General features: G+C 33.3%; 13 protein-coding genes. 7 read left to right on the top strand and 6 right to left on the bottom strand.

Features of this window, described 5'->3' with window-relative positions; all coding sequences use genetic code 11:
- The first annotated feature begins 365 nt into the window (after nucleotides 1-365).
- Nucleotides 366-869 carry an SHOCT domain-containing protein gene (locus tag ACPDG9_RS12360; protein ID WP_182628675.1) on the top strand — a complete coding sequence of 168 codons (504 nt, stop codon included), beginning with the start codon at nucleotides 366-368 and terminating at the stop codon, nucleotides 867-869.
- A gap of 225 nt (nucleotides 870-1,094) precedes the next feature.
- Here ACPDG9_RS12360 and ACPDG9_RS12355 read toward each other — a convergent pair whose 3' ends face one another.
- Together ACPDG9_RS12355 and ACPDG9_RS12350 are read right to left on the bottom strand one after the other, a co-directional pair.
- On the bottom strand, nucleotides 1,095-2,192 hold the full coding sequence (locus ACPDG9_RS12355; protein ID WP_058700113.1) for an IS91 family transposase: 1,098 nt from the start codon (nucleotides 2,190-2,192) through the stop codon (nucleotides 1,095-1,097).
- A complete protein-coding gene (locus ACPDG9_RS12350; protein WP_430528042.1) occupies nucleotides 2,171-3,073 on the bottom strand; it encodes a tyrosine-type recombinase/integrase in 903 nt (300 codons plus the stop codon). The genes ACPDG9_RS12355 and ACPDG9_RS12350 overlap by 22 nt, the downstream gene beginning before the upstream one ends.
- A gap of 409 nt (nucleotides 3,074-3,482) precedes the next feature.
- On the opposite strand from ACPDG9_RS12350, the gene ACPDG9_RS12345 reads away from it, so the two are divergent.
- The 5 genes from ACPDG9_RS12345 to ACPDG9_RS12325 all read left to right on the top strand — a co-directional run bounded on the left by ACPDG9_RS12345 (nucleotide 3,483) and on the right by ACPDG9_RS12325 (nucleotide 8,991).
- Nucleotides 3,483-4,271: an APH(3') family aminoglycoside O-phosphotransferase gene (locus ACPDG9_RS12345; protein WP_154138269.1), complete on the top strand. Its 789-nt coding sequence runs from the start codon at nucleotides 3,483-3,485 to the stop codon at nucleotides 4,269-4,271.
- Between the two features lie 489 nt (nucleotides 4,272-4,760).
- Nucleotides 4,761-5,309: a hypothetical protein gene (locus ACPDG9_RS12340; protein WP_180906897.1), complete on the top strand. Its 549-nt coding sequence runs from the start codon at nucleotides 4,761-4,763 to the stop codon at nucleotides 5,307-5,309.
- A gap of 94 nt (nucleotides 5,310-5,403) precedes the next feature.
- Nucleotides 5,404-6,375, top strand: a complete 972-nt coding sequence (locus ACPDG9_RS12335; RefSeq protein ID WP_180906896.1) for an IS30 family transposase — start codon at nucleotides 5,404-5,406, stop codon at nucleotides 6,373-6,375.
- Between the two features lie 274 nt (nucleotides 6,376-6,649).
- Nucleotides 6,650-8,569 carry a tetracycline resistance ribosomal protection protein Tet(36) gene (gene tet(36) / locus ACPDG9_RS12330; RefSeq protein WP_150433341.1) on the top strand — a complete coding sequence of 640 codons (1,920 nt, stop codon included), beginning with the start codon at nucleotides 6,650-6,652 and terminating at the stop codon, nucleotides 8,567-8,569.
- 80 nt (nucleotides 8,570-8,649) lie between these two features.
- Nucleotides 8,650-8,991 (top strand): winged helix-turn-helix transcriptional regulator, encoded by a 342-nt coding sequence (locus ACPDG9_RS12325; protein WP_150433340.1) that lies wholly within the window; start codon nucleotides 8,650-8,652, stop codon nucleotides 8,989-8,991.
- Between the two features lie 885 nt (nucleotides 8,992-9,876).
- Here ACPDG9_RS12325 and catB read toward each other — a convergent pair.
- The 4 genes from catB to ACPDG9_RS12305 all read right to left on the bottom strand — a co-directional run bounded on the left by catB (nucleotide 9,877) and on the right by ACPDG9_RS12305 (nucleotide 13,810).
- A complete protein-coding gene (catB, locus tag ACPDG9_RS12320) occupies nucleotides 9,877-10,506 on the bottom strand; it encodes a type B chloramphenicol O-acetyltransferase (protein ID WP_014043450.1) in 630 nt (209 codons plus the stop codon).
- Nucleotides 10,507-10,869: 363 nt separating this feature from the next.
- Nucleotides 10,870-12,045, bottom strand: coding sequence for a transposase (locus ACPDG9_RS12315; RefSeq protein WP_255492492.1), 1,176 nt, complete (start codon nucleotides 12,043-12,045; stop codon nucleotides 10,870-10,872).
- A gap of 14 nt (nucleotides 12,046-12,059) precedes the next feature.
- On the bottom strand, nucleotides 12,060-13,211 hold the full coding sequence (locus ACPDG9_RS12310) for a DUF5712 family protein (protein WP_131541102.1): 1,152 nt from the start codon (nucleotides 13,209-13,211) through the stop codon (nucleotides 12,060-12,062).
- Nucleotides 13,211-13,810 carry a hypothetical protein gene (locus tag ACPDG9_RS12305; RefSeq protein WP_182628693.1) on the bottom strand — a complete coding sequence of 200 codons (600 nt, stop codon included), beginning with the start codon at nucleotides 13,808-13,810 and terminating at the stop codon, nucleotides 13,211-13,213. Before ACPDG9_RS12305 ends, ACPDG9_RS12310 begins: the two co-directional genes overlap by 1 nt.
- A gap of 379 nt (nucleotides 13,811-14,189) precedes the next feature.
- Between ACPDG9_RS12305 and ACPDG9_RS12300 the strand changes: the two genes are divergently transcribed.
- On the top strand, nucleotides 14,190-14,378 hold the full coding sequence (locus ACPDG9_RS12300) for a hypothetical protein (RefSeq protein WP_124899670.1): 189 nt from the start codon (nucleotides 14,190-14,192) through the stop codon (nucleotides 14,376-14,378).
- Nucleotides 14,379-14,488 lie beyond the last annotated feature (110 nt).

Genomic DNA, 14,488 nt, shown 5'->3' with positions numbered 1-14,488 from the left:
TTTGGAAGACAAGAGATGAATTGAAATCACTGAATACTAAAACAAATAATAAACCATGAAGTAAAGCCCGTTGGACGAAATGTAATTTCAACGAATACCAAAACAAATAAAGTAAAATGAGTTAAACCGTAGGGAGCTTAATCCGTATTATGGAGTTTTCGAAGTGTAGTTTTAAGATATACGAGCAGTAATTTTACGATTACTGCTTTTTTTATAGTTAATCTAGAATTTTATCTGTCTAAACCATTAGTTATAGGAATAAAACCGTGAATTATGAATACCTTATGAATTTAAGAAATATTAACTATATTTGAAAGGAGTTTGTGTACTTTTTTCACAGACTGCCGTTGTAAGCAATTAGAAAAATGAAACAAGAGAACAAATTTTTAAATACAGTTTTTATAATCTTTTTAGGACTGATTTTGGTTTCTATGTTCAAATATTTCCATTTTTTAAAACAACCTGAATTTATACAAGACCAATATCAATCGTTTGTTTCTTATCCTGGAGTTGGTGGAATTTTATCTATACTTACAATAACTGGAGCAATGTTTTTAGTTATTAATATTTGGAAAAAATCTAAAGAGGAGAAATTAATAGAAAGTGGAAAAGAAAACGAAGTTGAAAAAATTAAAAAACTTTTCGCAGAGGGAATTTTAACAGAGAAAGAAGTGCATAATAAATTTGACATACTACTGACTGAATTAAAAAAAGAAACGGAGGAAAATGATTTAAAAGCTAAATCAAAAAGAGAAAACGAACTGATTGGGCAACTTGCGGAACTGAAAAACAAAGGACTCTTGACAGAAACTGAATTTGAATTAAAAAAGGAACAAGTATTGTCTGGAAAACAAATTGAAACGGAATAAAATAACTGCTTACAATAACTAAGCTTTCGTCTTGCCCGGAGGGCACGAGATGAAAGCCCGTTGAACGGAACCGTAGGAAGCTAATAAAGTATTATGGAGTTGTCGAAGTGCAGTTTTAAGATATACAAGCAGTAATTTTACGATTACTGCTTTTTTTGTGTTTGTTTCTATTTTTTTACATTGTTTTTCGAAACAACCAAACACAAGTTCCCTTACCCATAAAAGTTAATTCACAGGCGCAAGTTTACTTCCGATAAGGTAGGCTTTCGGTGGTCCTCTTTGCCCAAAAACATGCAAGGTGATCAGATTGCCGACTTTACAACAATAGCATTTTTTATGTTGGGTTTTGGGCTCAATTATTGGGCGTACAACTTTTAAATCTTTTTGCAATTGTTGGAGTTTTCCGCGTTTCCAACTGCTGCTTAAAATACCGTAATGGCGTATGCGCACAAAGCGTTTAGGCAGAATATGTAAGCTAAATCGCCTTGTGAACTCTTCGTTTTTTAAGGTGAGTTGCTTGGTTTTACTTCCGCCTTTATAATCTTTATAGTTGATGGTAACTTCTTGATTTGTTACATTTTTAATCCGATGATTGCTGATGGCAACTTTATGGGTGTATCTTCCTAAATATTCGATTACTTGTTTGGGACCTCCAAATGGGCGTTTGGCATAAACCACCCAATTTTTATCAAATAAACTTTGCAAAACATGAGCATCGGCAAGCTTTTCTTTACGTAACAAGGCAACAAATTTTGCTCGAAAAACCTTGCTTAACGCTTTTACTGCAAATAAGTATTTATCGGTTTTTATCTTGCGTTTCCATTTACCGTTGGCATCAATTCCACCACCAGGAATAATGCAGTGTAAATGTGGATGTAAACTTAAATTTTGTCCCCAGGTATGTAAAATCGCAATCATTCCTAGTTGCAAACCTTCCGTTTTTCCGAATTGATTTAATGTCGACCAAACAGAATCAAACAAGATTTTATAAACGATTTTTGGATGTGCAATCGCTAATCCATTAAGCGAATCTGGAAGGGTAAAAACCAAATGATAGTACGAACAAGGCAACAAATCCTGCTCACGTGCCTGAATCCATTCTTCACGTTTATGACCTTGACATTTCGGGCAATGCCTATTGCGACAACTGTTGTAACTAATACTAATGTTGCCACAAGCATCACAAGCATCTACATGTCCGCCCAAAGCAGCAGTTCGGCACAAAGTCAATGCTCTTAACGTTTTTTCTTGATGAACGGTAAAGTTTTGGTTGGACAAATCGACTTTTCTCAGCACATCGGCTACTTCCCACTGCGGCTCCATAAAGCAAAAACGGTATCTAGTGGGCTGCGTACTTTTTGATTTTCGAGCTGACAAACATGCAAGTATTCCATCGTGGTTTCCACACGCTCATGACCCATCAGTTTCTGAACCTGAAGAATATTCACCCCATCTTCTAACAAATGCGTAGCGTAGCTGTGGCGCAACGTGTGCGTATGCACGTCTTTTAAAATTCCAGCTTTTTTACAAACCGATTGAATCGCCCATTGAACCCCACGTTGGCTGTATCGCGAATCAAAACCTTTGGCATCTTTGGTGTTGCCTGTAAATAAAAATGTGGTAGGATGTTCAACCGAAATATATTTTTTAATCCCTCGAATGAGATGATCCGATAAAGGAACATAACGATCTTTTTTGCCTTTACTTTGAACGATATGCAGTAGTTTTCTATCAAAATCTAGGTGTTTCAATTCGATATTTCTAACTTCCATACAACGCAAACCACAGCCGTAAATCAATCCAATTAAAATGCGATGTTTGAGTAAATCGGCATGTTGAAGCATCTTCCAAATCTCTTCTCGACTCAGAATTACAGGAAGTTTCTTTTCTTTAGGAATCGATGGTAAATGAAGATGATCGTAAGGTAAATTCTCTGTTTTTAAAAGAAATCGAAGTCCGTAAACCGTGTGTTTAAAATACGATTGCGAAGGTGAATTGGAACGTTGTTGCAGTTCAAAGAGATAATCTTTAACTTGTTCTGGATGTAATTCGGTTGGTAAAGCACCAAAATGAAGTGCCATTGCGGCCACATGGCGCGAATAATTTTCAAAAGTGCGTTTGCTTCGTCCTAAAATAGAAATATTTCGCTCAAAACGTTGCAGAAGTTCAGAAAAACCTGTAATTTCATTACAAGCACGATTCAAATATTTGTTCGTTCTTAATTCCTCCGGAGATTTTTTTTAGTTACCATATTATCAATTATTTAAACGTTAATAAATACTAAGGTACTAAATCATCGCAGCGAAAGCTACCGGAGGTTTAGTTCAACTTCGGTTCAGTAAAAGCTATAATAAGAATTATGTTAAGTAATGAAATAGATTAATAAAGTATCAATTGTAGAGTTTCGTGATCCATGATTGAGAATTTAAAAATTTTAAATAAAAACCTCGCTATTCATACAAATGTTATTTAGATAATATAGACTATCAAAGAATTTATTACTTTTAACAAAGTAATTACACGAAATACGGATATAGGGAATATTTCACGAAACTTTTCTATTATTTACTTCGTAAATTACTATGTTGGTGGCAAGGCTAAAAGACACAGCAAATGGACATCAGTAAAGACGTAAAAAATCAACTTGACAAATATTTTGGAAATTATACTACCACACAAATTTCAGGTGGTTCAACAAATGCTGAATTGTTCAGGGTTACGACAGATGAATCAAAGAGTTTTATTCTCAAAAAACAAATTTATAGTAACCATAATGTAAACCTCAAATACGATTATCAAAATTATTTATGGCTTGACGGAAAAATTCCAGTTCCTAAGATTATTTTTTATGAACAATTAAGCGACTTTGAATTGTTATGTATGACGGAACTGCAAGGAAAAACTCTTGAATATTATTTTGATAAAATAGAAACTGAAGAAATTATTAAGCAATATGCAATATCATTGAAAAAACTTCATTCTTTGAAAATTGACAATACTGCGTTGGTTCAACACCTTGACTTGAAAATTTCAAAAGCAAGATTTAATTTAGATAGTGGGTTAATTGATTTTACAGACTTACAACCCGAAAATCAAACTTACAGCCCCGAAGAACTATTTGTGAAATTATTAAGCATAAAGCCATCAGACTATGAATTAGTGTTTACACACGGAGATTACTGTTTTGACAACTTAATTTTTGACAATCATAACTTAAGTGGTTTTATAGACATTGGCAATGGAGGTATAACAGATAAATATCAAGATATTGCACTTGCTGTTAGAAACATACGAGATAATTTTAGACCAGAAATGGTTGACATATTTTACAAGGTATATGGACTTGATAAGCCAAACAAAAATAAAATAGAGTTTTATATATTATTAGACGAGTTCTTTTGAAAGAAGCCCAGCCACCAACATCGTATTGGCAATAGTGGGGCTGATAGTTATAAATTCAACATTTGTGCTTCTATCGGGCATTAGTGCAAATGTTGGGCTGACGTTTTTCAAATGCCCCACCATCGCCAATACGTAACCGTTATGCGTCAGTGTAAAAAAAGAAAAGACAGAGATTTATTCACTGAAAAGTCTTTGACGAACTGTCCGTTTTTTCGACATAGACAGACAGTTCGGGTTTGACAGACTTTTTACTTCTGTCAGCTTTTTCGGGCGGACAATTCCTCGCAGACTATAAAGGAAGTATTTTTGACTTTTCACTTCATTACATTGACAAATAACGAGCAAAAGCGGGACATTGTGGTTGAGAATTAGTAGGAACTTAATTTATCTCTTTTTTACGAGTGAAAACAATTATAAATGGTAAAACTATTTTTACAAGACTCAAGATTAGAACACTAAGTATTGCGAACATGAAAATTAGAAAAATATATGCTTAAGTTTTTGAGCTCAATAAAAATCAAACATAGTCAAGAAGAAAATATTGTATATAAATTATTTGTAGGGTTTCTTACATATGCTGTCATTTATTACTTTTTTCTTAAACCACTGACAATTGGACAAAGTTTTAAATACAATTTATTTGTAGAGTGGATACCTTTTATTATAGGAATTGTTATTATAACATTACTCAGACTTAACTTTTTAAAAAGACTTCACAAAGGTTTTAAGTCAATTATAGACAGAGTGTTTACATATGTTTTATTGATTATTATGGCTTCAATGATTTCTTATTCAAGTTTTGGAATTACAGCTGAAGCAATATTTCACATTGTTGGCTATAATGTTGCAAAAAACAGTAATCAGATTGTTATGACTCTGCCAATCGAAAGTGTTTATAGTTATAGAGGAAGATATAAAGTATTTTTCTATTTTAACAACAACTATGAGTACTTTAGAATTGGAAATAAACTTTTCAGAAAAATAAAAGAAATTGACATGAAAATTCAAGTTGTAAATGCAACTTTGCAGACAAAATAGGAAAGTTTGTTTTTTTCAGAGCCAGGAGGAATAACTCCCCCTTGCCCTGATGGAAAAAATGAACTATATTGTCTACCGACCAAAGTTGACATTTATGAGTCATTTAACCAGAGAACAAAGATATACTATTTGCACAATGTTGCAAAGTGGGTATCCACAATGTGAGATTGCCCGTGTAATAAATAAAGATAAATCAGTTGTCAGTCGTGAAATCCGCCGTAATGCAGATGCCCGATCTGGCGAATACAAAGATGATTTAGCGCATCGTAAATACCTGAAGCGTCAGGCATACAAAGCTAAAGCGAGAACCTTCACACCTGAGGTTGAGGCTTATGTACGAGATAAATTGCGTCTCAAATACAGTCCGGAACAAATTGCAGGTGTTGCCAAAACAAATGGAGATAACTGTGTATCACACGAACGTATTTATCAGTTTATTTGGCAAGATAAGCGTAAAAAAGGGACGCTATATCTTGACCTGAGAAACCGTGGACGTCGCTACAAAAAGCGAAGTGTGATTTACGACAAGCGGGGAACAATCCCCAATCGTACAGATATATCTCTAAGACCGCCTGAAGTTGAACTACGGGAACGCTTTGGTGATTTGGAAATTGACCTTATCATAGGCAAGGATCACAAAGGTGCCATCTTAACCATCAACGACAGGGCAACCGGAATAGCCAGACTCCGAAAATTAGATGGCAAGGATGCGGAACAACTCGCACTGGTTACTATTGATTGCCTGGAGGATTGGAAACCATTCCTGAAAACAATCACATCTGACAATGGAAAAGAGTTTTCGTGTCATCAGATGGTAGCCGGAGACTTGAAAATCGACTTTTTCTTTGCCAAGCCATATGCAAGCTGGCAAAGAGGTTCCAACGAAAACTATAATCGCTTGGTAAGGCAATATATACCGAAAAAAGTTGATTTCAATTATGTTACACATGAATATGTGAATTATGTGGAACAACAGATAAACAACAGGCCACGAAAAAGATTTGGATATTTATCCCCAAATCAGATATTTGATGGAATTTGGAATCTACTCGAAAAAAGCGGGTGATAACTTTTGGAGCCGTCCCATCGAGCTCGAAAAAAGTTATCCTCGATTTTTTCATCAAACATATCATTTAGTTAATAATCAATAAAGTTGCATTTTCAACTTGAATGTAGGGTTGATTTTAAAATTTATTTTCTACCTTTGTCACACTATGCGGCAGTAAATAATATAATTAGAAATACGAATTCAAGTTCTTGTGGTACATTCTACCATCAAGGATGTATTTTTTATGTGATGCATTTCTACAAAGCATCCGCTATATTATTTACAAAATCAAATGAAAACTATAAATATAGGTATTCTTGCACATATTGATGCAGGAAAAACCTCCATTACTGAGAACTTGCTATTTGCTAGTGGAGCAACTGAGGTACGTGGAAGTGTGGACAAAGGTAATACCACAACCGATTCGATGGATATTGAAAAACGAAGAGGTATCACCGTTAGAGCTTCTACAACGTCTATTCAATGGAACGATACAAAGATTAATATTATCGACACTCCTGGACACATGGACTTTCTAGCAGAAGTGGAACGCACTTTTAGAATGCTAGATGGTGCTATTCTTGTGGTGTCTGCTAAAGAGGGTATTCAAGCTCAAACGAGATTGTTGTTCAATGTCTTGCAACAACTAGAAATTCCAGCCATTCTATTTATCAACAAAATAGATAGAGAGGGAGTAAATCTAAATCAGCTTTATTTCGAAATACAAAATAGCCTTTCAAAAGATATTCTTCTTATGCAATCCGTTGATGGCAAGATTTTAACTTCTAGCTGTACAATACACAACATATCAGAAAAGGACAGAGAAACAATTTTGGAGAAAGATGATTCTTTGCTTGAAAAATACTTAAGCGATACGCAACTCTCAAATTCAGACTATTGGAGTTCAATGATTCATCTTGTTCAATTCGCTAAACTACATCCTATCTACCATGGCTCAGCAATGTATGGCATTGGTATCGAAGATTTGCTAAACTCAATCACTACTTTTATTGAAACATCTCTACCTCAAGAGAACGATTTATCTGCCTATGTCTATAAAATTGAGCATAATAAGAAGGAACAGAAACGAGCCTATCTAAAGATTATAGGGGGAAGCCTTAGAACAAGAAAATCATACAACCTCAATGGCTCAGATGAGAATCTGAAAATAAGAAGTTTAAAGACCTTTTACGCTGGAAACGAAATAGATGTAGATGAAGTTTCTACAAACGATATTGCAATTTTAGACCATGCCGAAAGTCTGATGGTAGGTGATTATTTAGGAACAATGCCAAGTTTATTTGATAAATTGAATATTCCTAGTCCTGCTCTCAAATCATCTATACATCCTGCCAAAGTAGAGGATAGGAGTAAATTAATTTCTGCTATGAATGTATTATCGGTAGAAGATCCATCTTTAACGTTTGGTATCAATGCTGATAATAATGAGCTAGAAGTTTCTCTTTATGGAGCAACTCAACGGGAAGTTATTTTGACTTTGTTGGAGGAGCGATTTTCGGTAGATGCTTACTTTGAAGAGGTGAAAACGATTTATAAGGAACGTCTGAAAACGAAATCGGAATACACCATTCATATCGAAGTGCCACCTAATCCTTATTGGGCATCTATTGGCTTGATTATAGAACCTTTGCCAATCGGTGCGGGACTTACGATAGAGAGCGATATTTCATTGGGCTACTTGAATCAATCTTTTCAGAATGCAGTATTCGATGGAGTCAAGAAAGCCTGTGAATCGGGTTTGTATGGCTGGAAAGTAACCGACCTTAAAGTCACTTTTTCTCACGGAATCTATTATAGTCCAGTGAGCACACCTGCCGACTTTAGAAGTTTAGCTCCCTATGTTTTTCGATTGGCTTTACAACAAGCTGATGTTGAGTTGTTGGAGCCAATCTTAGATTTTAAATTGCAAATTCCAATAGCTGTGAATGCTAGGGCTATTACAGACATCAACAAGATGCAAGGCGAAATATCTACTATTACTTCAGATGGTGATTGGACTACTATTTTGGGTGAAATTCCTTTAGATACTAGTAAAGAATACTCAGCAGAAGTCAGCTCCTACACTCAAGGCTTGGGCATTTTTGTTACTCGATTTTCGGGCTATCAAATCACCAATAAAAAGGTAAGCAGAAGTGTAGAACTGAATGAAAAAGATAAATTGATGTATATGTTTGAGAAGGAATTAGGATAAGAGAATGATAAGCAAAATAATCAAAGAATGCATTCTCGCACTATTTTTGTATCTTGTTCCTACAAATTAACTATACAATTATGTCTGAAAGAAAAATCCCTATATATCTAGAATGTGGTTATAGCATTGCTATGCAGGTGCTTGGCGGAAAGTGGAAAATTTGCATCATAGAAGCACTTCGAGATAAGCCACTACGCCCAAGTCTGATATTCAAGGAGGTGCCTGATGCAACAGAACGTGTAATAAATCAACAACTTAAAGAATTGTTGGAGTATAAGATTATAGATAGAAAAATTTATGCAGAACAACCACCTCGTACTGAGTATTTTCTGACTGATTTAGGTCGTTCCGCATTTCCTTTGTCGCTGTGGCGACAGGAAATCCGCCCGCAGCCCGCCCAAGCCCATAGCCTCGGTCGTTAGGTGTCATAGTAAAAAAAGGAAAAAGACGGATTTGTTGCTGAAAAATCTTTGAGGAACTGTCCGCTTCTTCTCGACTTTTTGACTTATCGGTTAGACTGAATTTGCTGGCTTTCGGGAGTTTGCACGGCGGACAATTCCTCGCAGATTTTAAAGGAAAGAAAATTAGACTTATTACTTTTCAGACTACGACATATAACGAACGAAATTTTGGAAATGGAGATTTCCGATTTGAATATAAGGAAACCAAGTTCATTTTTTGCAGACTCTGCTCTTTAGCGGACTGAAAGTGGTTAACGAACAAACTTGACGAAAAAACAAAAAGAAAAACAAACTCACGGACAACCCGAAAATAAAAAACCCGTTTCGGGCTGTCGTGAAAGTGCTTAAACGGAAAAATTTTCGATTCTATTTCTGCTTTCCGACTGACATTCAGTTCATTTAATTTGAGTTTCTCGACTTTAAAACTGTCGGAAAACATGAATTCTAAGACAAAAAAATCAGTTTTTATTCGTTAATTTGTGCGTAGTTTAGCGGTTAGACTTTAAGAAAAAAGAAAATATAAAATTTACAACGAATTTGAGCGTTTTCGGTTGGAAAATGCGGTTTAACAAGCGACTGAATTGTGGTTTTCGAAGTGAAAGCTCACTAAACGGCCGAAATTTAAACGACTGAAAAACAACAAACTACGACCACCTAACACACGCCTATGTTCACAGGCTGGCTGACGTGCACTTAGCAGGTTTTGCGCCCGCATTCGCCTTGTCGCTGTGCGACAGCGAATACGCCCGCAACCCGCCCGTGCCCATAGCCTCGGTCGTTATGTGTAATTTTAGCCGCAAACGCAGTTAAAACAAAAAGGCTCCGAATTTCGGAACCTTCTTTTTATCATTTCATTTTTCTAAAAAACTTGTACAACAAATCGATTTTATTTGAACAAAGAATTGGCATTGCTTCAAAAAGGGTTTCTTCATCCCATTCCCACCATTTCATTTCCTGCAATTTTTGGATGTCATCATCACTAAATCTCTTTTTTATCAATTTGGCTGGATTTCCCCCTACAATTGAATAAGGTTCAACATCTTTTGTAACCAAAGCACGACTGCCAATAACAGCTCCATCTCCTATCTGAACTCCTGGCATTATCATAGCTTCACTACCAATCCAAACATCATTCCCAACAACTGTATCTCCTGCTTTTTGAAATCCATCTTGGCTTTTACTGAAAACATCAAATTCAGACATATAAAAAAATGGAAAACTGGAAATCCAATCATATTTATGACCTTGATTACCTGCCATTATGAAACTTGCACCGCTCCCTATTGAACAATAAGAACCGATAATTAGTTTATCGACATCATTCCTGTCCGGAAACAGATAACGAGCACAATCGTCAAATGAATGACCGTGATAATAACCAGAATAATAAGAATATTTACCCGAAATTATATTGGGATTAGTTATGTGGTCTTTGATTATTTTTCCTTTAAAAGGACTTTCGAAGAAATTTTTCATTATTTAACATATTTAATTTACAATAAGAGACAATAAGGAAACGAAGAATAATACTAAACTATTCTCTTCCTATACGTTGCGTAAAGTAAATATGCTAATCTGATAATTTCATCTGACAAAGATACAAAAAAACTACACATAATAACTAAGCTTTCGTCTTGCCCGCAGGGCACGAGATGAAAGCCCGTTGAACAGAACCGTAGGAAGCTAATAAAGTATTATGGAGTTGTCGAAGTATGACTTTAAGATATACGAGCAGTAATTTTAGGATTACTGCTTTTTTTGTGGTTGAAATTGTGCTGTTTCAATCGTTTTTTGTTGTTTTTCGATTCAACCAAACACAAGTTCCCTTACCCGTAAAACCTAATTCACAGAAGCAAGTGTGTTTTCGATAAGATATGCTTTTGGCGGACCTCGTTGCCCAAAAACATGTAGCGTAACCAGATTACCAATTTTGCAACAATAACATTTTCGATGTTGTGTTTTAGGTTCAACTATCGGTCGAATGATATTTAAATCTTCTTGTAGTTGTTGTAGTTTACTGCGTTTCCAACTACTACTTAAAATGCCGTAATGCCTGATTCGAACAAAGCGTTTAGGCAGAATATGTAAACTAAAGCGACGAGTAAATTCTTCATTCTTAAGTGTGAGCTCTTTGGTTTTACTGTTATCTCTATAATCTTTATAGTTAATGGTAACTTCTTGATGGGTTACATTCTTAATCCGATGGTTACTTTCCAAGAAATCTTGCAACAATTTAAAATCACTCCATTTGCGTACTATCTTTTCTTCTCCTGAATCTTCATCAACGGTTCTGACCATTCTAATACCTCCAAAATCATTTAACGTAAGGAAAGCTAGTATATGAGGAAATGTACAATACTCAGGATGATCTAACTTAAACTTCAAGATAAGCCCCGTAAAAAGAGCTTCCGCATTAGTGTCAAAGAAATTTCCTTTATCATTATTACCTTTCAGATTCATGATTAAAACTTTTGCAATCTCGTTAATATCAATTTCATCATTAAGTAATTCTGGTTTAATAAAATTAACTCTAGCACTTATTGACGGGTCATGAGGAGCAATAATTTCAACATTGTCAAACATTCCCATTATAATTTCTGTAAGCTCGCCGTTTTTATAATCATAAAGACAACCTGCAAAATCATGTTTTTTAAAATGCTCAAAGAAATTATAAATAGCACTTTGAGTTTTACCAGAACCGGACGAACCAAAAATAGAAACTCCCCTATCAAAATTTTCTAACAATCTTTCGCCCTGATTAGTAATAATTTTAATATCAAAAATATCATCTACTAGGGGTTTCTTTTTAGTTAGCAAACTGATAATAGCACCCAACACAAAATTAGGAAGTATAAAATATATTAGTGTTTTGTAAGAGGGAAACAGATTGTACAGATAAATCGTTCCACCAATGTAAAAAAGAAAGAAAAATTTAGTTTTCTTCGTGGCCAAACAAAACACAACAAAGAATATGATGTTAATTAATACTAACCAAATAATTGTATTTGTATTCATATTTAAAATAGTTTTTAATATCCAATATCGATTCCTTTAGACAAGTTATCTCGAATACTTTTAATTTCGTTATCCAATATTTCTTTAGGACTTTTAAGGTTATCCATTCCTAATTCTTGTTTAATATCGCGTTCAATTTTCCACTGTAATTCTTTCAATGATGTAGGCAAATTGACATCAACTCCATTACTTTTTAATGCGTCTTTAAACTCTTTTTTAAGTTCTTTTGCTTCTTCTTTAACTCGATCCTTTATAGAGGAAACAATTGCATTATCATTCTTTTTTTTATTAGATTTAGATTGTCTTTCATAATCATAATAATTGCTTTTATCTTGGTCATAACCTTTCTTATTTTCCTTTCTTTTTTGATAAGTTTCATTATTCATTCTTTTAAAATCAAACATATCATCAAATCTTTCCTCCGACTTTTGATTCAATCTATCTCTATCAAAACCAACTTTTGAATTATTCAACCCTTTAGATTTTCTCGCTTTACTCATTGGAGATAAAGAAGCTTTATCACGTTGTTCTCCTTTCTTTTCGTATCTCGAAACTACAACATGAATATGAGTATTATTACCCTCCTTTTTTAATCCATTTCTAATAATCTCGCCTTTACTATTTCGTTTGTAATCTCTATCAAATTCATTTTTTCTTTCGGGGTTCTCTTTGATTTTAGCATCTATTCTTTTATTATGAATTACATCTTTATCATTTTCTTTAAAAGTTCTGTTGTGTTCAATTTTAGCAAAATAAACTAAGTCATCAATGGTTTTATCACGCTCAAAATTTTTAGCATAGTCATCCATTACTTTGTACGTATATTCTTGTAATAATTTTTCAACATAAATTTTTTTTATTTCCTCTTTAGTCAAATCATCTTGTTTTGATTCATTAGCAAATTTCTCCGCTAAATTTTCCAAATGATTTAATTCTTTTTGAGAGGGAGAAATATTCATCATATAAAACTTAGACACATCTTTTCCATGACTTCCTTTATTATTATCAATGGCATTATAAGCATCATTAGGAGATATATTTTGCTGTTCATGATTGTAAAAAACTTCTGCTTCTTTTGTTTTTTCTTCTTTTGTTAAATACTCAATCATAGTTTGAGAACTCAAACCAAATTTTTGCGGATCATGTGCTTTATATGAAATGTGCATTAGATTCTTTTTAAACTATTATATTCTATTTCATTAAGAACTATCGTATAATGAACTTTTCCTTTTTCGTTTTTTTCTGCCTTAGAAACAATCAGATTAACACTACTTTTTAAATCACTGATTTGTTTATTTAATTTTTCAATTACATTCAAATAATCATCTATATTACTCGAATTAGTCTTTTCAAAATTTTGTGTTACTGCAATAACTTCGTTAGGTTTTTTAAAATTATCCTCACTAATAATTTCCTTTTTTATTTCCTCTTTTATTTCACCTTGAAGTATATTTTTAAATAATTCTTGATTAGCTAAAATCATATCACTTTGCTGAATTAATTCAATAGTTTTTTTGAAATGATCTCCAAACCATTTTCGAAAACTATCATCCCTTTTTTTAAAATCTTCATTGATTTTTTGAATGTCCTTGTGAATATTTAAATTTAGATTAGTAGCCGGACTTAATCCATTATTTAAAAAAAAACTAGTCATATCATCTAAGACTTCATAGATAAAGTTGTATTGGTAATTCTTTTGGATTACTTCAATTTTTTCTTTCAAATCACGTTGAACGCGTATCGTTGTTATATCTGATTTACTCATTTTTTATTTTTTAAATAAATATATGCAATAATACGATAAAAATCAGTATATTAGAATAGATTTTTACACAAAAGTATATTTGAAGCATATATTTTTTTTAATTCTATTTGATTGAAATTCAATACTTTTTTAAAAAAAGTATTCAAAAATATATTTTATTTAAAAACACTAATATCGTAAGATATTGATTTGCAGGCGCTTAATCTTACTACTGCGATTCATCGCAGTATCCTCTTGCTAAACATACACTTTAACTTTAACCCTAGATTGATCATATAATACAAAACGCCAATTCAATCGAAATAAGAATTTTATTAAACAATAAAATTTTTGTATTTTTAGAAATCACTTTACTTAATATTAAATTTTTTTATTAGCTATGGAAGAAAAAAATGTAAAGAAAATTTCATTGAGATTGTACAAGGTTCAAACACAATTAGAAGCCTTAAATGATGAAAATTTAAAACCGCTTATCAAAGAAATTGAATCCATTGATAAGGATCTTTTGAAAGAAAATAATTTAAAATTTTCAACAAAAATGAAGAAAGAAATTCTTGATTTTATGTAAAAAAAAACACTCGGTCGAGTGTTTTTTTTTTAAATTCTAAGTTCAACAAATAAGTGCAACTCAAATTAAATCATTGGGGGCTAGCCCCCAATGATTAGCCAAGTGCTAAA

The sequence above is a fragment of the Myroides sp. C6-3 genome (assembly GCF_050522425.1).
Lineage (GTDB): Bacteria > Bacteroidota > Bacteroidia > Flavobacteriales > Flavobacteriaceae > Flavobacterium.
The sequence above is the reverse complement of the archived record's forward strand: the minus strand, read 5'-3'. Positions and strand labels throughout refer to the sequence as shown.

Coding starts and splice junctions, on each gene's coding strand:
- ACPDG9_RS12360 (WP_182628675.1), top strand. CDS start 366: ATGAAACAAGAGAACAAATTTTTAAATACAGTTTTTATAATCTTTTTA.
- ACPDG9_RS12315 (WP_255492492.1), bottom strand. CDS start 12,045: ATGAATACAAATACAATTATTTGGTTAGTATTAATTAACATCATATTC.
- ACPDG9_RS12325 (WP_150433340.1), top strand. CDS start 8,650: ATGTCTGAAAGAAAAATCCCTATATATCTAGAATGTGGTTATAGCATT.
- ACPDG9_RS12310 (WP_131541102.1), bottom strand. CDS start 13,211: ATGCACATTTCATATAAAGCACATGATCCGCAAAAATTTGGTTTGAGT.
- ACPDG9_RS12340 (WP_180906897.1), top strand. CDS start 4,761: ATGCTTAAGTTTTTGAGCTCAATAAAAATCAAACATAGTCAAGAAGAA.
- ACPDG9_RS12345 (WP_154138269.1), top strand. CDS start 3,483: ATGGACATCAGTAAAGACGTAAAAAATCAACTTGACAAATATTTTGGA.
- ACPDG9_RS12335 (WP_180906896.1), top strand. CDS start 5,404: ATGAGTCATTTAACCAGAGAACAAAGATATACTATTTGCACAATGTTG.
- ACPDG9_RS12300 (WP_124899670.1), top strand. CDS start 14,190: ATGGAAGAAAAAAATGTAAAGAAAATTTCATTGAGATTGTACAAGGTT.
- ACPDG9_RS12355 (WP_058700113.1), bottom strand. CDS start 2,192: ATGGAGCCGCAGTGGGAAGTAGCCGATGTGCTGAGAAAAGTCGATTTG.
- catB (WP_014043450.1), bottom strand. CDS start 10,506: ATGAAAAATTTCTTCGAAAGTCCTTTTAAAGGAAAAATAATCAAAGAC.
- ACPDG9_RS12305 (WP_182628693.1), bottom strand. CDS start 13,810: ATGAGTAAATCAGATATAACAACGATACGCGTTCAACGTGATTTGAAA.